Source organism: Streptomyces albicerus, assembly GCF_008905045.1.
Lineage (GTDB): Bacteria > Actinomycetota > Actinomycetes > Streptomycetales > Streptomycetaceae > Streptomyces > Streptomyces albicerus.
The window spans coordinates 23801-41369 of record NZ_VWMY01000014.1; the positions used below are offsets into that span (position 1 = coordinate 23801).

Sequence of the window (17569 nt, forward strand, 5' to 3'; positions counted from 1 at the left end):
ACCCCACTGCCCCGTAGGTCCGTGCAGGGCATGACCCCGCGAGGTGCGACCGGGTCGTGCCCGTGGCCGACGGGCCTGACGGAAGGCCGCCCGGCGGCCGGCCGTCGCCGACACCCGAGCAGGGACGAGAGCAGTGAAGCCCACACCAGACAACGAGATGCCGGGCGGGGCAAGAGGCCTTTGGTGCGGCCTTCTGGGACCGCTGACGATCCGGCGGGCAGGGGTGGTGCTGGATCTCGGGCCGCCCAAGCGCCGCGTACTCGCCGTGCGCCTGCTCCTGGAGGAGGGGCGCGCCGTCTCCACCGACCGTCTCTGCGAGGACCTGTGGGCAGGACGCCCGCCGTCCCGGGCGGTGGCCTCTCTTCAGGCCCACATCAGCAGGCTGCGTGCCGTACTGGAACCGTTCAGGCCGCCGCACGGCAAGTCGGGTCTGCTCGTACGCGAGTCCCACGGCTACGCCCTGCGCGTGCCCGCCGAAGCACGCGACACCGTCCGCTTCGAACACGGGGTCGCCCAGGCGAGCCGCTCCCTGCATGACGGGCGGGTGAAGGAGGCCCGCCGGGAGATCGAGCACGCCCTGTCGCTGTGGCGGGGCGCGGCGCTGGAGGACGCCCGGGACCATCTGTTCGCCGCGCGGCAGGCCGCACAGCTGGAGGAGGGCAGGGTCGCCGCCGAAGAACTGCTCATCTGCACCCTGATGCACGACGGCGACGTGAAGCAGGCCGTCGGCGCGGCCGAGGCGCTGACGGAGCGGTATCCGCTCAGGGAGGTGGCGTGGGGCCTGCTGCTCTGCGCCCTGTACCTCACCGGCCGGCACGCGGACGCCCTGGCCCGCTTCGAGGAACTGCGCAAGCACCTGTCCGAGGAACTCGGCCTCCAGCCGAGCCCGTCGGTGAGCAGCCTGCAGGCGGCGATCCTCCGCCACGACCTGGGGTTCATCAGGCATACCTCCCTGTCCATCGTCACCGCGGGATACGACAGCGGCTTTCCGCCGCGGTCGCCGCAGCTCGGCGTCACAGAGGTCCGGGGCGTCACAGAGGTCCGGGGCGACCGGCCGGCGCCGCTGCCGGCTCCGGCCACCGCGGACTCCACGGCGCCGGACGAGTGGGATACCTCGGCGTCGGCTGCCGCCTCCGCCGGGCTTCCGCCGGTCCGGCCGGCCGAGCGTCCGGCGCAGCTTCCTTCGGCGTCCGCGTACTTCACCGGCCGCCGGGCCGAACTCGACGCCCTCACGGCGCTGTTGCCGCATCCCTCCGGCCAGGGTGCCGCGGACGCCACGGCCCCGGTCACCGTGATCGGGGGAGCTCCCGGCGTCGGCAAGACCACGCTCGCGCTGCGGTTCGCGCACTGGATCGCCGACCGGTTCCCCGACGGGCAGCTCTTCGCCGACCTGCGGGGCTTCGATCCGGGCGGACGCATCGCCGAACCGGCCGAGATCCTCGAGCGGTTCCTGGTCTCGCTCGGCGTCCGCTCCGGGGCGGTGCCGTCCTCCACCACCGCGCGGACCGCCCTGCTGCGCACGGTGCTGTCCGGGCGGCGCGTCCTGTTCGTCCTCGACAACGCCCGCGGCGAGGAGCAGGTCAGGCCGCTGCTGCCCGGCACCTCCGGATGCATGGTGCTGGTCACCAGCCGCAACCAACTGCACGGCCTCGTCACCACGGAGGGCGCCGCGGCGCTGACGCTCGACGTCCCGCCGGTGGCCGAGGGCCGGGCCGTCCTGGCCAGACGCCTGGGACCGCAGCGGGTCGCGGCCGAACCGCGGGCTGTCGAGGACATCATCAGCCTCTGTGCGGGACTGCCGCTCGCCCTGGCCATCGCCGCCGCGCGCGCGACACTGCACCCCGACTTCTCGTTGCGCGCCGTCGCCGAGGAGATGCGCGCCACGGAGGGAAGCCTCGACGCCTTCATCGGTACGGACAGCGTCGCCGACGTACGCGCCGTCTTCTCCTGGTCGTACCACGCGCTGACCGGTCCTGCCGCCCGGCTCTTCCGGCTGCTGGCCCTGCACCCGGGCCCCGAGGTCTCCGCCGCCGCGGCGGCGAGCCTGGCGGCGCTGCCGGTGCCCGAGGCACGCCGCCTGCTCACCGAACTCACCCGGACCCGCATGGTCAACGAGCCCTCTGTGGGCCGCTTCGCCTTCCACGACCTGCTGCGCGTCTACGCCTGGGAACTGGCCCAGGAGCAGGAGACGGAGGACACGCGCGCCGCGGCCCGTACCCGTATGTACGACCACTACCTCCAGACCGCCTCGGCCGGTGGTCCGAGCCTGATCCGTACGCCGCGGCCCGCGGTGTCACCGGTCGCCGCCGGGGTCGTCCGGCAGCACCTGCCGGACGCGGACCGGGTCATGGCCTGGTACGCCACGGAGCTGCCGGTGCTCCGAGCCGTGCTGCGGCAGGCCGCGGACGCGGGGTACGACACACACGCCTCGCAGCTGGCCTGGCGGCTCCAGGGGTATCTGGACACTCAGGGGCGCTCGTCGGAGGCGGCCTCGATCCTGGCCGTCGCGCTGGAGGCCGTCGAACGCGCCGACGACCGGGTGGAGCAGGCACGATTGCACCGGGCGCTGGCCGGCTGCCTGGGGCGCGCGGACCGGTACGAGGACGCCAGGTGCCACCTGGAGGCGGCGTCGGACCTCCTCGAATCGGCCGACGAGCCCGTCGAACAGGCCATCGTGCACCTCTCGTTCGCGGGCCTGCTGCACTCGGCCGGCCGCAACGGCCCCGCCCTGGACAGGGGTATGGAAGCCCTCGCCATCGCGCGGCGCTGCTCGGACCAGGTGCTGGAGGCGGACGCCAGTAACGCGGTGGGCTGGGTCCTGGCGGTGCTGGGCCGCCACCAGGAGGCCCTGGCCCATTGCCGGCGGTCGGTGGCGGGTTTCCGCCGGATCGGCGGCGTGCATCAGCGCGAGGCGTTCGCATGGGACAGCCTCGGTTACGTACACCACCATCTCGGCGACCACGAACAGGCCGCCTCCTGCTACCGGCACGCCCTGGACCTGATGGAAGCAGCCGGGGACTCGTACACCAGAGTCGGCACCTTGCTGCGCCTCGGAGACACCCAGCTGGCCAGGGGCGACCGGACGGCCACGAGAACCGCGTGGACTCTCGCGCTGGGACTCGCCGAGGAGCGCCCGGAGGTGCACCGGGTCCCGGAGATCAAGGAGCGGCTGGCGGGACTGGCCGAGGGCTGACCTGACCGGAGGAAGGGCCGACCGGACCGGAGGAAAACATGGAAGTCGGCGCGCCGGTGAACCTACCGGTATCCGTCCCCGTTGCATGGGTGTCACGCGGGGGCGGACAGGCGCTGGAAGTGGTCTATGGATTGCGAGCAACTGAAGTTCGGCCTTGCGGCCGAAACGCTGACCGGCCGGGGCGAGCCGCGGGACGCGGCACTTGCGTCCCATCTCCGGGGCTGCCGTACATGCCAGGAGGAGGACGTGGCACTGCGCGACGTCGCCCTCCTGCTGGCCGGTGTCGCACCGCACGAATGGGACGGCATACCGGTACCGGATCCCGGTGCGGCCGTCGCCCGGGCCCGCGGCGCGACGGCCGGTCTCTTCGCGGACGAGGACTCCGGTACCGGCACCACGACAGCTGGGGAGACCCTGCGGGCCGCGGACGCCGGAACCGGCGTACGCGCCGATGTCGCCCTGCGCGAGAAGGGCTGGGGCACCGAGGTGTCGCTCTCCCTGGGAGGGGTGCGGGGCCCGCGCACGTGTTCGCTCGTCGCGGTCTCCCGCTCCGGCCGACAGGTGGTCGTGGCCCACTGGACCGTCCCGAAGAAGGGATACGGAGTGCCTGGCGCCCCCGACGAACTGAAGCTGACCAGCGGAAGTTCCCTGTCCCCTGACGACATCGCGGCGTTCGAGGTCCTGACGTCCGACGGCGACAGAACAGACAGACTGGTACGCGTCACCCGCCGGACCTAGAAAGCCGGGCCCTTCGTCCGGAGGACCGGGACGACAGGTGAACCGGGTCGTGTCCCGGCTCGTAGCAGCGGGTGCCGGGCGAAGGCCCCCTCCTAGCCCGGCTGCCGGCTCCGGCGCCCTGTACCCCAGGCGCCGGAGCCGGGCTCGTACGGCCGGCGCGAACGCGGGAGGCGGTCAGCCGGTGACACCCCGGCAGGCCAGTTCCTTCCGCAGGGCGCGCAGGGCGTAGTAGGAGCGGGACTTGACCGTGCCCGGGGGGATGCCGAGGTGCGCGGAGACCTGAGCCACGCTGCACTCCAGGTAGTACATGAGCTTGATGATCTCGCGGTGCTGCTCGCTCAGTTCACCCAGTGCTTCGATGACAAGGTGGGACGTGAGGAGGCTGTCCGTCCCGTCCGCCACGGAAGCGTCCAGGAACTCGAACGACATGGCCTCCGCGGGTCGGATCTGCCGCGCGCGATGCTGGTCGATGACCAGGTTCTTCACGACCGTGTACAGCCACGGCCGCGCCTCGGTCACGTTCATGTCCAGTGCGGACGCGTGCTTCCAGGCGCGGACCGCGGCCTCCTGGAGAACATCCTCGGCACGGTGCCAGTCGCCTCCCAGGAGGCGTGCGGCGTAGCGCAGCAGCAGGGTTCCGTGCTCGGCGTACAGCTCTCGGATGAACTCCCCACATCTGTCGCTCAGGGCCTCGTTGAAATGCTTCGTCATACCGACGGTGTTCATGCCGGGCACGGGGTCCGTGGTCCGCCTCATCTGGTGGCGTCCTCATCCATCGATCAGGTTCGTTGTGGCGTGCCCCGGGTAGACACAAGGGCGGGTTCACACTGGCGGGACGAACTTGGACGTTTCTTGCCGAATTCTTGCGCCATCGCGTTCTTTTCCCGTTCCGCCAGGCTCCCGGGGATTTCGGAATGAGCGGCAGGCGGGCTCCGTAACCACGAAATGCCGGAGCTTGGACGAACGGGCCCGCGAGGAAGCGGACTTCACCGATCCATCCGGTCATCGCGGGGTTCTGGAAGGTCGAGCGCATACGGGAGGCCGGCCATCCCGGCCAGGAGGTGCCCGGGGACATCGCCGGGGCCCAGGGCGTGAGCGATCCCGAGCCGGCCCCGGTGGAGGCCGAGCCGCTGCCCGCGCCGTGCCACCGCACGCATCGCTGCTCAGCGCCTGGGGACACCCGGCGGTGTGGCTGGCGAGGCACTACCTCGGCGGCACCGCCAAAACCGTGTTCGACCGGGTCAGCAGCCGGTTCGCCCCGTGAGGAGACGCGCGTCGGCCGGAAAAGGTGGCTCAGCCGAAGGACACCGACGAGATCTCGTTGTCGAAGCCGACGGTGCCGAGGTCCAGGATGTCGGCGTCGACCTCGGCCGAGCGCCCCGTGCAGCCGCGCTCCGTCCAGATCTTCACCGGCGTGCCCTGAGTTGGCCGGCGAGATGTCGCGGATGGCGGACGCGACGTCATCCGGGGCGACGCTCACGCAGCCGGCGCCGGAGATGCGCCGCGCCGCGCCGGGTTGTTCTCGGACGTGTCGTTCGGTTCGGAAAGCAGCGTGATGGCACCCTGCCTGCCGCCACCCGTGTTGCCGCCATTGCCGCCACCGGTGTTGCCACCGCCGTTGTCTCCGTCGAGAGACTGGATCGCCTCGCCGTCCGCCCCGATCGCGAACCATTTGTCGTCCTGGCCCTGGCCGTTGACGTCACCGCTGCGTACGTCCCCGCTGAAGCGGTACAGCGGCCAGCCTCCCAGGGTGAGCTGGACAGTGCCGTCCGCACGCGTGACGGTGTTCACCAACGCGGGCGGCCACTTGTCGGCGCAGGCGTCATTGCAGGTGGCCTTGGATGGATTGCGGCCGTCTCCTTTGAAGAGGAGGCGACAAGGATTGCGGCACGGCTACGGAACATGATTTCCCCACACACTCGGTTCAAGAGGGCTATGTCATCCCTGCCCAACGCGCGCACCGGCGGTCTGGTTCAAAGGTTTCGCCGGGCGGGACGCCGACAGCGACGGGGACTGCTGAGGTCCCGTCAGATGTAGCCCTCGCGCAGTGCGTAGGCGACAGCGTGGGCCCGGTTGCGGAGGTTCAGGCGGGTCGTCATTCCGTGCAGGACGTTCTTGACTGTGCGCTCGGAGTAGGCCAGCTTGCCCGCGATCTCACGGGTGTCCAGGCCGTCCGCGACCAGGCGGAGGACGTCGCTCTCCCGCGCGGACAACCCCGCGAGCGGCCTGTCCTCGTCGGCCGCCCGGCGCTGCAGCTGGGCCACCTGGTCCAGCAGGCGGGCCAGCAGGTCCGGCGGCATGTCGCCCTCCCCCTTGTGTGCCGTGTGCACCGCTTGGTGCAGGCGCTGCGCGGTGGCCGCGTGCCGCCACACGATGGCCGCGACACCGCACTCGACCACGTCCAGCAGTTCGGCCTCGCGGACGGCTTCGGTGACGAGCACGGCCCGGGCGCCGGCGCCACGCACCAGGCGCCGCAGCAGGAGAATCACCGCGCTGTCGATCGTCTCCGCCGCGACGACCGCCACGGAGCCGGGCCCCTGCTGGGCCTGCGTGACGATGCGGATCGAAGGGTCCTGTCTGAGCTGGCCACTCACCCCGGCGGCGGTGATCGGGTCCGACGCGTGCACCGTCGCGGTGACGGGTCCGCCCGTTCGCGCCGGGCCGGTCACAGGCCCCGGTCCCGGCGCTTCCGCGACCGGGAAGCACGCTCCGTCGCCGCCGCCGTCACCAGGCATGCCTCGTTGCGCTGTCACGCGTTCGTCCCCCTCTGCGTCATAGCGCCTCCCGCGGGGCATCCGGCCGTGGGACGGTCGTCACACGGTCAGTACGCCCGGCAGCCGCGGCTGCTCATTGAGCCGCGCCACGCGCTTTGCCCTACAGCGGCGTCTACGAGGGCGTGCCCCACATGGTTCAGTCAGGCCTGTGCGCGGGAGCGGCCCCGGCAGCACCGGCCCGCGGGGAGGGCAGGCGGCTCCGCGACGCCCACACCTGCGGCACGGCCAGGTCAGGATCGACCCGTCAGGCTCGACCCGGTCAGGCTCGGCCGTCCTCCTGTGGCAGGGGCGCGCGCAGCACGCTGACCGCGTTCGCCTCGGCCTCGCGCTCGAAGCGGTCGGAGGGATCGGATATCCGCAGTCCGGTTCCGCTGTCGGTCCCGTCGACCGGCCCGCGGCGCTGCTGGAAACGTCTGCCCGTGGCGCGGTGAACCGATCACCGGATACCCACGTAGACAGCGCATGAGATCACCGCCCGGACCGAAGCCGGGCAGCGGACGGGCGGCACCGCAGGCCACAACGCCGCGGGCCACAACACGTCCGCCCGGTACGCCGATCGGCAGCCGAGACCAGCCGGCCTTCCCCCGCACCACCGAGGAGAACACAGCATGCCGTCCTACCTGTCGCCGGGCGTGTACGTCGAGGAGGTGGCCGGTGGGTCACGTCCCATCGACCAGATCAGTGTCTCCCCGGTCAGGCCCGCCGAGTTCGTCGTCTTCTGCCTCGCACAGTTCTCCAGCGGTGGCGGCGAGCTCGAGGAGTAGGGGGCTGGTCCTCGTCTTCGCCCCTTTCTACGCCCCTTTCTTCACTCCCTTCTTCGCCCCTTTCTACGCCGCCTTCTTCATCCTTTTCTCCTTCCTCGTCCTCCTCTTCTTCTCCGGCACGATTGCCAAGGGTTCGGGAGTCATGACTCTTCAGCCCGGCGACGCTCTCACTTCACACAATTTCGCCCTCAACATCGATGGCGTCTTCGCGGAATTCCTCCAGGAGGTCTCGAACATCGAGATCGAGCAGGACGTGATCGAGTTCCAACAGGTCACCATGGGGGGCCTTCGCAAGGTCGCCAAGACGCCCGGTGTCCAGAAGGCCGGCCAGATCACGGTCGTCCGTGGGATGACCGAGTCACCGGCGTTCACGGAATGGATCGGCTCCTCGGTACGGGGCGACATGGCCAACGCCCGCAAGAACGCCACCGTGGTCATGAACGACCACCAGAACAACCCGGTCAAGGAGTGGAACATGCGCAACGCATGGTGCTCCAAGATGTCCGTCAGCGCGCTCAAGGTAGGCGAGGCGGCAGCCCTGACCGAGACGGTCACGATCACCTTCGAAGAGATCGACATCACGTGATGCGCCGGTCACTGTCAAGATCGACTGCCAAGGCGGCCGACAGCACCGCGGCGGCCACGGATTCCGGTATGCCCGCGCCGGAAGCCGCGGCCGAGGCGGCGCCCCCACCTCCGAGACGGCCGAACAGCCGCCGCTGCGCACCGAGTTCGACTTCGAAGAGTGCTCACCCCGGCTTGCTTGATCTCCCGCATGTGAGTGACGTGGAACTGCCAGATCCCCGTCCGCCGCTGTGCGCGCATGTGCTGCCTTCTCTCGTTCCCGCGGTATCGCGATGTGCGGGGCAGAAGCGGGTGCGGTGGTGGTGGGTGGTCGAGACCGCCCACCACCACCGGCACCCACGCGCCACCACCGGCACGACATCCCGGGCCACGATGCGGTTCACACGGATGCCTCTGAGCCGACGAGCAAGGTGAACGAAGTCCGGTCCGGATCCACCGACGGGACTCCGAGGCTGGGCAGCATCACCGCGCGGAAGCAGTCCCGCAGATGGGCGGGATCGGCGTCAACACCCGTCAGGAGGTGCCTCGGCACTGGGCCCGACCACCAGTTCGACCAGGTGCGGCCGGCCCGCGCCACGGTCTCGTCGAGGTCGAGGTGCTGGTCCTGGTCGCGGGCCAGGGTGCCGACGTCCGTCGTGGCGACGGACACCGGCTCGGCGTGCGCCGGGGCCACGGCGACGAGTTGCCGCGTCCGGCCACCGCACCGCACCGCCCGTGAAGGCGAGCCGAGCGCCTCACTCACCGTCACGCGTGGCGACGAGCAGCCTCCCCCGGTGCGGGCCCGGCTCCCCGTCGCGCACGGCGGTGAGCAGCTCGGCCCGGTCGGGGCCCGGCTCGGGATAGCGGGGTGCCTCGGCGCCCAGCTGGATGACCCGCTCCACCAGGCCGGTCTCCACGAAGGCCGCGTCGGCGGTGGCGAGCATGGAACCGACGTCGCCCCAGGCGCGCAGGATCTCGGGGTCCTTCAGGAAGACGGCCTCCACCGCGGTGCGCAGCGCCCAGGCCGGGTCGTCCGTGGCATAGCGCTCGCCGCGCATCTCGGCGTCGATCTCGGCTGTACGGTGCCGGGCCCAGGCTGTGTCGTCGGCCCACCCGGGCCCGGACTCCGCGTCGATGCCGCGGTCGACGTGCAGAGCGAGCTCGACGGCGTCGTCCGTACCGAGCAGGCGCAGCGCGTCACGCAGCCGTACGGCGTGCCGCAGACCGGTCGTCATACCCATGCCGAACTGCGGGTTGGTGGTCATCCGCGCATCCCCGATGGCCAGGATCCCGGTGACGGCGGGCTGTTCGCCGGCGACCAGGCAGCGCAGGGTGTTGTGGGTGCCGCCCATCACGTGTACGTCGGTCAGCGGGACGCCTTCGTTCCAGTGGGCGGCGTGCGGGTAGAGGGCGAGCACGCGGTTCCACACGTCCACCCGGCTCAGCGGGCGGAGCTCCTGGTCGCGGTCGGAGGTGACGAGGGTGGTCGACCATGTGTCGCCGTCGCCGGGGGCGGTGATGACCGAGATGCTGTTGTGGTGGGTCAGCGGCCAGGTCCGCGGGGCCGGTACTCCCCGCTCGTCGGCGCGGAAGTACCGCGTGTAGTAGCGGAATCCGGCCTCCTCGCGGATTACTTCGGGTGCGCCACCGACCTGTGCGAGGAGCTCGGGTACGTCGGTCCGCCGACCGGAGGCGTCGACCACGAGGTCGGCCTCGATGCGCGCCCCGGAGTCGGTCACCACCCCGGCGATGTGCGGGCGGCCGGAGGTGCGGGCCTCGCCCACGAACAGGGACACCACCTTGGTCCCGCCGAGGATGCGCACGCCGGGCGTCTCGGCCGCGGTGGCGAACAGTGCGGCCTCCAGGACCGGGCGCCGGGCGGTGATGGTCTCGAAGCGTTCGTCCCCCGCCTGCCCCGGGTCGGCGCCCGGCACCTTCCAGGCGCCGGACAGCATGCTGTACGTGTAGCCGCCCGCCTCGCGGATACGGTCGACGGCGCCGGGCAGCTCCTTGTCGAGGAGCCGGTAGCCGGCCGGCATGAGGATGTGTGTGTGGCCGAACTGCTTGACGCCGGGGCGTCGCCAGTCACCGCCGATGGCGGCCTCCACCGTGCGTGCGGCGGTGGGATCCCGGTCGAGCACGGTGGCGCGATGGCCGTCCGCGGCGAGCAGGATCGAGGTGACAAGGCCGACAGGACCGGCTCCGATGATCACTACGTGGGCCATGGGAACTCCTTCGTCAGGGAATGCCCTCACCTTTCGCCGGATGACTGCTCACCTTCCAGACCGGTTTCCTGCTCAGTTGCCACGCCACGCGTCGGTCCGGGGTCGGAAACGACAAGAAGCCGGGGTCGGCACGAGAAGGAGCCGGGGTCGGCACGACAAGAAAGTGACAAGACGGCACCAAGCGTTCGGAGGCAGGGTGACGGCGGTCAACTGTCGTCGTCACAACGCAGAGAGTGGATGCCCCATGGAACGCAGCGCCTCATCACCGGAGTTCGACCTGATCCTGTGGGGGGCGACGGGATACACAGGACGTCTGGCCGCCCATTACCTCGCAGCGCGGGACACCGGTCTGCGGTGGGCACTGGGCGGCCGCGACGCGGACGCGCTGCGCCGTCTCCGTGACGAGATCGGAGCGGGTGACGGCCTTGCGCTGGTTGTCGCCGACGCCCACGACGGCGCGTCGTTGCGTGCGATGTGCGAGCGCACCGGTGCCGTGCTCAGCATGGTGGGTCCCTACCAGAGCCACGGTTCGCTGCTCGTCGGAACATGCGCGGCGACAGGCACCGACTACGCGGACCTGTGCGGTGAACCGCTCTGGATGCGCGACATGATCGACCGGTTCGAAGCGACAGCCCGCCGCAGCGGGGCACGTATCGTCTTCTCCTGCGGGTTCGACTCCCTGCCGATGGAACTCGGCGTGCAACTCCTCCAGTCCGCCGCGCTGGAGCGATGGGGGCAGCCACTGCCACAGGTCAGTTGCCGGATCGGGTTCCACGACGCCGGCGGCTTCTCGCGCGGCACGGCCGCCAGCCTGCTGGCCACCGCCGACGCGGCCCGCGCGGACGCGGCCGCGGGCGCCCTCTACAGCGATCCCTACGTCCTCACGCCTGGACTCGGCGGACCGGCGCAGCCTCATCCGACGCGACCGCGGTACGACGAAGACCTGGAGGTGTGGACGGCGCCCTGGGTGATGGGGCCGATCAACACCGGCAACCTCCACCGCTCCAACACCTTGCAGGACTACGTGTGGAGCAAGGACTTCAGCTATGACGAGATGCTGATCGCCGGTCCGGGTGAGGAAGGGCGGCGGACCGCGGAGGGAATCACCGCCATGATGGCCTCCCTCACCGCTCCGGGAGCACACCCCGACGCGGCGGCCGCCCCTGCCGGGGACGCACCTTCCTACCACCTGTACCTACGCGGACAGGACGCCGGACGCGGCATGACGGCGACCGTGGCCGGCCAGGGGATCCCGGGCTACGACGCCGCCACGAAGATGGCCGTCGAGGCCGTGGTCTGCCTGGTGCGGCGGCGGCCGCAAGCGCCGGGGGGTATGTGGACGCCTGGTGCGCTGTTGGGTGACGGGCTGATCGAGCGCCTGAGCGAACGCTCGGTGATGTCTTTCGGCGTCACCGAGCAGCCGCAAGCAGATACGCAGACGCATGGTGACCGATGACCGGCCTGCCCCTGTCCGTTCTTGACCTGGCGCCAGTCCAGGAAGGTACCCGCGCTGCCGAGGCGTTGTCCGCCACGATCGCCCTGGCTTGCCGTGCCGAGCGGTTCGGCTACCACCGGTTCTGGGTCGCGGAGCACCACAATTCGCCTGCCACCGCCGGATCAGCGCCGGCCGTGCTGATCGCCGCCCTCGCGGCCGCGACCTCGCGGATCCGTGTCGGCTCGGGCGGGGTGATGCTGCCCAACCACGTACCGCTGGTCGTCGCCGAGCAGTTCGGCACCCTCGTCGCTCTCGCTCCTGACCGCGTGGATCTGGGCGTGGGCCGTGGGCCGGGCACCGCCGACGAGACCACCGCCAGGGCGCTGCGCCGCGGCGCCGGGCCGGTGTCGGCCGAGGAGTACGCGCACGACGTGACCACTGTTCTGGGGCTGTTCACCGAGGACAGCCCCGCGCCGGTGCTGCGGGACGGCGTGCCTGAGATCTGGCTGCTCTCGTCGAGCGAGTCGGGCGCCGGGCTGGCTGCGGGACTCGGGCTGCCGCTCTCGTTCGCCCATCACCTCCGCCCTGCCGCGACCGGCGCGGCCCTGGCCCGCTACCGCGAGCGGTTCCGCCCCTCGGCCCGGCTGGACCGTCCACGCGTCATGGTGTCCGTCGAGGTGGTCTGTGCAGAGACCGACGAGCGGGCGGACCAACTGATGCGCCCGGCCGACCTCTTCGAGTACGAGCTGACCACGCGGTGGGCGGCAACACTGCCCACCCCCCAGCAGGCCCGTGCCCACCGGCTCACCGAACACGAGCGCGTATTCGTCCAGGAACGGCGCCGGTGGCAGGCTGTCGGTTCTCCGGAGACGGTCGCGCGGCAGTTGGCGCGACTCACCGAGGCGGTCCGCCCGGACGAGTTGATGCTGACGATGCCGGTGTACGACCCCGAAGACCGTGCTCGTTCTCTTGAGCTGGTCGCGGGGCTCTCCGACGTCGGAACCGCTAGTCGTTGCCGCTGAAGGCGAACAGTACCGCGATGACGAGAAGGCACAATCCGGCGATGACGTCGATGACGCGCTGACGCCGGGCGGATATGCCGAGTGCTCTCAGGCGTGAGGCGACACCGATATATCCGAAACTCACCACCAGTTCGATGCCCAGGTAGGCCACACCGAGGATTGCCGTCGCCTCGGCCCTGCCGTCCTGTTGCCCGCCTATGAACTGAGGAAGCAGCGCGGCGAAAAGGAGCAGCGCCTTCGGATTGGTGAAAGCAACGCTGAACTCCTTGAACACCAGGCCACGCAGACCCGCCGTAAAATTCTCCGACTGCGTCTCCGCATCCGGGGATTGGGTGCGTAACGCACTTCGCAGGCTCCAGAGGCCGAGGAGCATCAGATAGGAAACGCCGAACCATTTGATCACGTCGAGCGCGACGGGTGAGGCCGCCAGCGCCGCGCCGACTCCGGCCACGGCCAGCCCGATGAGCAGGCCGAGGCCGGCGAGCCGCCCGGCGACCCCCGTCAACGCGGAGGCCGCGCCGTAGCGGACCGTGTTGCGCATGCACAACAGCTGATTGGCGCCCGGCGAGACGGAAATGATCAGAGCGGCCGGAACGAAGCCGGTCCAATTAATCACGGATTTCTCTTCTCTCGAAAATGGCAGACCACATGCCGCCATCTGTCGGACACGGGCCCTGTACCGAACGCTGATCACGAGAGAATGGCCCCCCTGGTTCACCGGCCTATGAGTGAACCGGTCAGTCGGCATTACGCGGTTGCCGGTCCGCCTGCCGCACCCCGACCAGCCCGGAAAGCTCCGTCTCGAACCACGGGGCTACGCGACCCGCGTCGCGTCAACCCCGGGCCCGGGCCCGGGACGGAGGAAGTCCCGGTGCAAGGGCATGCCGGACCGGCCGGCATCGGCGGTCCTGACGGCCAGTACCTGGTTGACGCCCATGGTGTTGTTCTCGAACCCGATCGCCGAGGCAGCCATGTACAGGCGCCATACCCGGGCCCGCCCCGGCGAGGCCAGCCGGACCGCCTCGTCCCAGCGCGCTTCGAGGTTGGCCACCCACGCGCGCAGTGTGAGGGCGTAGTGCTCGCGCAGGGACTCCACGTCGCGGACCTCGAAACCAGCTTCCTCCAGCAGCGACACGGTGGAGCCGACGGGAGCCAGCTCCCCGTCGGGAAAGACGTACCTGTCGATGAAGGCGTTCATGCGGTACTCCCCCTCGTCCCGCACCGGACGGCGCGCTATCTGGTGGTTGAGCAGCCGCCCGCCGGGCTTCAGCAGCCCGTGCAGGACATCCGCGTACGAGCGGTACCGCTGCCTGCCCACGTGCTCGGCCATGCCGATCGAGCTGATCGCGTCGAAGGGGGTGAAGGGGGAGTCCGCGATCTGCCGGTAGTCCTGCACTCTGATCTCCACCAGGTGACCGAGCCCCGCCGCGGCGACACGCTCGCGCGCCGACGCGGCCTGCTCGCCGGAGATGGTGACTCCGACGACCCGTACTCCGTAGTGCCCGGCCGCGTACATGGCCAGCGAGCCCCACCCGCAGCCGACGTCGAGCAGCCACTGTCCCTCGCACAGGGCGAGCTTGCGGCAGACGAGGTCCAGTTTGGCCTCCTGGGCCTGCTCCAGCGTGTTGTCGCCGGACGACGGCTCCCCTGCCCAGTAGGCGCAGGAGTAGACGAGTGACGGGCCCAGCACCAGCGAGTAGAAGTCGTTGCCCACGTCGTAGTGGTGGCTGATGGCCGCCCGGTCGCGACGCAGGCTGTGCGCGGGCCCGAGACGGCGCGGAACCTCTTCGGCGGGCGGTCGCGGCGGGACCCAGCCGCCCGCAAGGCCGAGCGTCCGGCTGAGTGTGCGCAGGCTGCCGGGGCTGGCCAGCACGCCCAGCAGTCTGCGGACCGCCGCGGCGCGGTCGCCGGGCTCGACCCGTTCCCAGAGCAGCGACGAGATCGTGTCGAGCAGCTCGTAGAGGTCGCCGTCGACCTCCAGGTCTCCGGCGACCCAGGCGCGGGCGAGCCCCAGCTCTCCGGGCCTCCACAGCAGACGCCGCAGGGCTTCGCGGTCGCGCAGGACGAAGACCGGCCCGTCCACGGGCCCTGCCGTGCTCCCGTCCCAGAGGCGGATGCCCACGGGCAGGGGCACGCCCAGCACCTGCTCGGTGAAACGGGCCAGGATTGCGGCTGCCTCAGCCATCGGACTCCTCTTCACACCGCGTGCCGCCGGTCCTGACGGCCCGTTCGGCTCTACGGCCGCGCCCCGAGAGCGATTCACCGCCGTGCGCAGGCCCGCAAGCTGCGGCGCGATGCCCCATCGGCCCCGCGAAACTGCCCTGGGACCTTCCTCTTCGTCCATTGCCCGTCGCCGCTGCCTCGGTCACATTCGGCACAGGCGCCAACGCCTCCGCCCTGGAATGCGGAAGCCCTTCGTCCCGTGGCCCTCGGAAGGAAAGCAACCATGCACCGTGTCCACCCTCCGGCCCTTCCCGAACGGCGACACGCATCAAGGCGTCGCGGCGGAAATCCCACCCGTCCGTACAGGGCACGGCCGCCCCTGTGGGGAACGGCGCCGGGAAGCAGCTGTCCCCGGCCCAGGTTCTCGCCCTGCAGCACACCGCGGGCAACCGTGCGGCCTCCGCCCATCGTCTCCGCCCACCACCTTCACCCGCCGCTTCCACCCCGGGGCCCGGGGCCCGAAGCACGCTAAAGCTAAGTCCTTGCGTTAGCCAGTGGCAGGGTCTACGGTACTTAAAGCTAACCAACTGCTTTTAGTTGGAGGAGCCGAGCGCATGCGTGCAGCACGGCTCACCGCCAACTCCCGTACCTCATCAGGTTCTTCCCATCGAAGGGTAAGCAAATGTCTCGTGCGTCCTCGGCTCGTCGGGTGTTCGGTCGTTCTTCGGGCGGTGTGGTGGCGGTCGGCGTGGCCGCCGGTGTCCTCGCCGCTGTGTCGTTGTCCGGTACGGCGGGTGCGTCGGGCGGGTCAGGATCGGGGGCGGCGTCGGCGTCGGCGTCGGGCGTGAAGCCGACGATTGTGCTGGAACACGGTGCGTTCGCGGACACCTCCAGCTGGACCGGTGTGATCGAGCGGCTGGAGAAGTCGGGGTATCCCGTGGTGGCCGCGGCGAACCCCCTGCGCGGACCCGCCAGTGACGCCGGCTATCTGCGCAGCATCGTGGACCGCATCGACGGGCCGGTGGTGCTGGTGGGCCACTCCTACGGCGGCACGGTGATCAGTGACGCGGCCGCGGGCCACGAGGACAAGGTCAAGGCACTGGTCTACATCGCCGCGTTCCTCCCCGACACGGGCGAGACCTCCCTGGGGCTGTCGAACAAGTTCCCCGGCAGCACACTCGGCGACGCCATCGAAGCGGTGCCCTACAGCCTGCCGGGTGGCACGAGCGGCAATGACGTGTACATCAAGGCGGACAAGTTCCGCCAGCAGTTCGCCGCCGACGTCTCCCGCCGCCAGGCCGCCCTGATGGCCGCGATGCAGCGCCCCATCGCAGCGGCGGCACTGGAGGAGAAGGCCACCAAGGCCGCCTGGAAGACCATTCCTTCCTGGTCGCTGATCGCCACCCAGGACCTCAACATCCCGCCGGCTTCCCAGCGCTTCATGTCCGAGCGCGCCGACGCGCACACCGTCGAGGTCAAGGCCTCTCACGCGGTCCCCGTCTCGCGCCCCGACGCCGTCAGCCGCGTCATCCAGCAGGCCGCCACCGCAACCGCCCGCTGACTCGCCGGCGCCGGCCCGGCGGGAGAAGGCACAGCGCACGTCCTGCCGGCCCAGAGCCGGCACCCCACCTCACCCACAGCCCGTTCCCAAGAGGAGAAGCCATGCCCTTCATCACCGTAGGCCAGGAGAACAGCACCGACATCAACCTGTACTACGAGGACCACGGGACCGGACAGCCGGTCGTCCTCATCCACGGCTATCCCCTGGACGGACACTCCTGGGAGAAGCAACTGCCCGCCCTGCTCGACGCCGGACACCGTGTCATCACCTACGACCGCCGCGGCTTCGGCCAGTCCAGCCGGCCCACCACCGGCTACGACTACGACACCTTCGCAGCCGACCTCCACACGGTGCTGGAAACCCTCGACCTCACCGACACCGTCCTGGTCGGCTTCTCCATGGGAACCGGCGAAGTCGGCCGCTACCTGGGCACCTACGGTTCGGCACGGATAGCCAAGGCGGTATTCCTCGCCGCACTTGAGCCCTACCTCCTCAAGACCGAGGACAATCCGACAGGCGTCGACGGCGAAGTCTTCGAAGGCATCCTCTCGGCCGTCACCCAAGACCGGTACGCCTACTTCACCGACTTCTACCAGGCTTTCTACAACCTCGACGAAAACCTCGGCACCCGCATCAGCGAAGACGTCGTCCGCGCCAACTGGAACACCGCCGCCGGCGCGTCCGCCTACGCCTCACGTGCCGCCGTCCCGACCTGGACCACCGACTTCCGCGCCGACCTCCCCAAGATCGACGTCCCGGCGCTCATTCTGCACGGCACCGCGGACCGCATCCTGCCGATCGAAGCCACCGCCGAACCGTTCCACGCCGCGCTGCCCGAGGCCGAGTACGTCGTCGTCGAAGGAGCCCCGCACGGCCTGCTCTGGACCCACGCCGAAGAGGTCAACAAAGCCCTCCTCGCCTTCCTCGCCGCATAACCACCCCGCGTCCAGGCACCTCACCTTCGGACTCCGTGTCTCCCAACGGCACGGAGTCCGAAGGCGTCGGGAGTGTCTTTTCTCCGTGTAAGTCCTGGACCGCCCGGGGCTGAGTGTGACCTGCTGCCGCCCCGGACACCGGACGGCTCGGGGCGCCCAGGCCCCCGTCAACTCCCTTGCCCAGCCACCGGCTCC

The 17569-nt window shown here is 70.4% G+C and carries 16 protein-coding genes and 1 pseudogene; 9 read left to right on the forward strand and 8 right to left on the reverse strand.

The window, feature by feature from the left end:
- The first annotated feature begins 133 nt into the window (after positions 1–133).
- Together GAS53_RS13935 and GAS53_RS13940 are read left to right on the forward strand one after the other, a co-directional pair.
- Complete coding sequence (locus GAS53_RS13935) at positions 134–3193, forward strand: AfsR/SARP family transcriptional regulator (RefSeq protein WP_151477856.1); 3060 nt, start codon at positions 134–136, stop codon at positions 3191–3193.
- 246 nt (positions 3194–3439) lie between these two features.
- On the forward strand, positions 3440–3931 hold the full coding sequence (locus GAS53_RS13940; RefSeq protein WP_151477857.1) for a hypothetical protein: 492 nt from the start codon (positions 3440–3442) through the stop codon (positions 3929–3931).
- 174 nt (positions 3932–4105) lie between these two features.
- Here GAS53_RS13940 and GAS53_RS13945 read toward each other — a convergent pair whose 3' ends face one another.
- On the reverse strand, positions 4106–4687 hold the full coding sequence (locus GAS53_RS13945) for a sigma-70 family RNA polymerase sigma factor (protein ID WP_225858908.1): 582 nt from the start codon (positions 4685–4687) through the stop codon (positions 4106–4108).
- 385 nt (positions 4688–5072) lie between these two features.
- Between GAS53_RS13945 and GAS53_RS57600 the strand changes: the two genes are divergently transcribed.
- The gene (locus tag GAS53_RS57600; protein WP_263974136.1) at positions 5073–5195 is read left to right on the forward strand and encodes a hypothetical protein; all 123 of its coding nucleotides are present in this window, start codon (positions 5073–5075) and stop codon (positions 5193–5195) included.
- Positions 5196–5407: 212 nt separating this feature from the next.
- Here the strand turns inward: GAS53_RS57600 and GAS53_RS13955 are convergent, their stop codons facing one another.
- The 3 genes and pseudogenes from GAS53_RS13955 to GAS53_RS56245 all read right to left on the reverse strand — a co-directional run.
- Positions 5408–5722: a COG4315 family predicted lipoprotein gene (locus GAS53_RS13955; protein ID WP_225858909.1), complete on the reverse strand. Its 315-nt coding sequence runs from the start codon at positions 5720–5722 to the stop codon at positions 5408–5410.
- Positions 5723–5958: 236 nt separating this feature from the next.
- Positions 5959–6666 carry a helix-turn-helix transcriptional regulator gene (locus GAS53_RS13960; RefSeq protein ID WP_151478013.1) on the reverse strand — a complete coding sequence of 236 codons (708 nt, stop codon included), beginning with the start codon at positions 6664–6666 and terminating at the stop codon, positions 5959–5961.
- 319 nt (positions 6667–6985) lie between these two features.
- Positions 6986–7111: pseudogene (locus GAS53_RS56245) on the reverse strand (DUF4157 domain-containing protein); the annotation flags it as partial.
- A 202-nt stretch (positions 7112–7313) separates the two neighbouring features.
- Between GAS53_RS56245 and GAS53_RS55130 the strand changes: the two are divergent.
- Positions 7314–7469 carry a hypothetical protein gene (locus GAS53_RS55130; protein ID WP_192583116.1) on the forward strand — a complete coding sequence of 52 codons (156 nt, stop codon included), beginning with the start codon at positions 7314–7316 and terminating at the stop codon, positions 7467–7469.
- 142 nt (positions 7470–7611) lie between these two features.
- A complete protein-coding gene (locus GAS53_RS13970; protein WP_151478014.1) occupies positions 7612–8055 on the forward strand; it encodes a phage tail protein in 444 nt (147 codons plus the stop codon).
- 378 nt (positions 8056–8433) lie between these two features.
- Here the strand turns inward: GAS53_RS13970 and GAS53_RS13975 are convergent, their stop codons facing one another.
- Both GAS53_RS13975 and GAS53_RS13980 read right to left on the reverse strand, forming a co-directional pair.
- Positions 8434–8802: a hypothetical protein gene (locus GAS53_RS13975; protein WP_151477860.1), complete on the reverse strand. Its 369-nt coding sequence runs from the start codon at positions 8800–8802 to the stop codon at positions 8434–8436.
- Complete coding sequence (locus tag GAS53_RS13980) at positions 8789–10258, reverse strand: FAD-dependent oxidoreductase (protein ID WP_151477861.1); 1470 nt, start codon at positions 10256–10258, stop codon at positions 8789–8791. Before GAS53_RS13980 ends, GAS53_RS13975 begins: the two co-directional genes overlap by 14 nt.
- A 244-nt stretch (positions 10259–10502) precedes the next feature.
- On the opposite strand from GAS53_RS13980, the gene GAS53_RS13985 reads away from it, so the two are divergent.
- Positions 10503–11714 carry a saccharopine dehydrogenase family protein gene (locus GAS53_RS13985; protein WP_151477862.1) on the forward strand — a complete coding sequence of 404 codons (1212 nt, stop codon included), beginning with the start codon at positions 10503–10505 and terminating at the stop codon, positions 11712–11714.
- Positions 11711–12715, forward strand: coding sequence for an LLM class flavin-dependent oxidoreductase (locus GAS53_RS13990; RefSeq protein WP_151477863.1), 1005 nt, complete (start codon positions 11711–11713; stop codon positions 12713–12715). The genes GAS53_RS13985 and GAS53_RS13990 overlap by 4 nt, the downstream gene beginning before the upstream one ends.
- Here the strand turns inward: GAS53_RS13990 and GAS53_RS13995 are convergent.
- Positions 12699–13331 carry a LysE family translocator gene (locus GAS53_RS13995; RefSeq protein ID WP_192583105.1) on the reverse strand — a complete coding sequence of 211 codons (633 nt, stop codon included), beginning with the start codon at positions 13329–13331 and terminating at the stop codon, positions 12699–12701. The two genes, GAS53_RS13990 and GAS53_RS13995, sit on opposite strands and share 17 nt — an antisense overlap.
- Before the next feature lie 198 nt (positions 13332–13529).
- Positions 13530–14900, reverse strand: coding sequence for an SAM-dependent methyltransferase (locus tag GAS53_RS14000; protein ID WP_151477865.1), 1371 nt, complete (start codon positions 14898–14900; stop codon positions 13530–13532).
- A gap of 660 nt (positions 14901–15560) precedes the next feature.
- Here GAS53_RS14000 and GAS53_RS14005 point away from each other — a divergent pair.
- Positions 15561–16439 carry an alpha/beta fold hydrolase gene (locus tag GAS53_RS14005; protein WP_151477866.1) on the forward strand — a complete coding sequence of 293 codons (879 nt, stop codon included), beginning with the start codon at positions 15561–15563 and terminating at the stop codon, positions 16437–16439.
- A 101-nt stretch (positions 16440–16540) separates the two neighbouring features.
- Positions 16541–17374 carry an alpha/beta fold hydrolase gene (locus GAS53_RS14010; protein ID WP_151477867.1) on the forward strand — a complete coding sequence of 278 codons (834 nt, stop codon included), beginning with the start codon at positions 16541–16543 and terminating at the stop codon, positions 17372–17374.
- Positions 17375–17569: the final 195 nt, after the last annotated feature.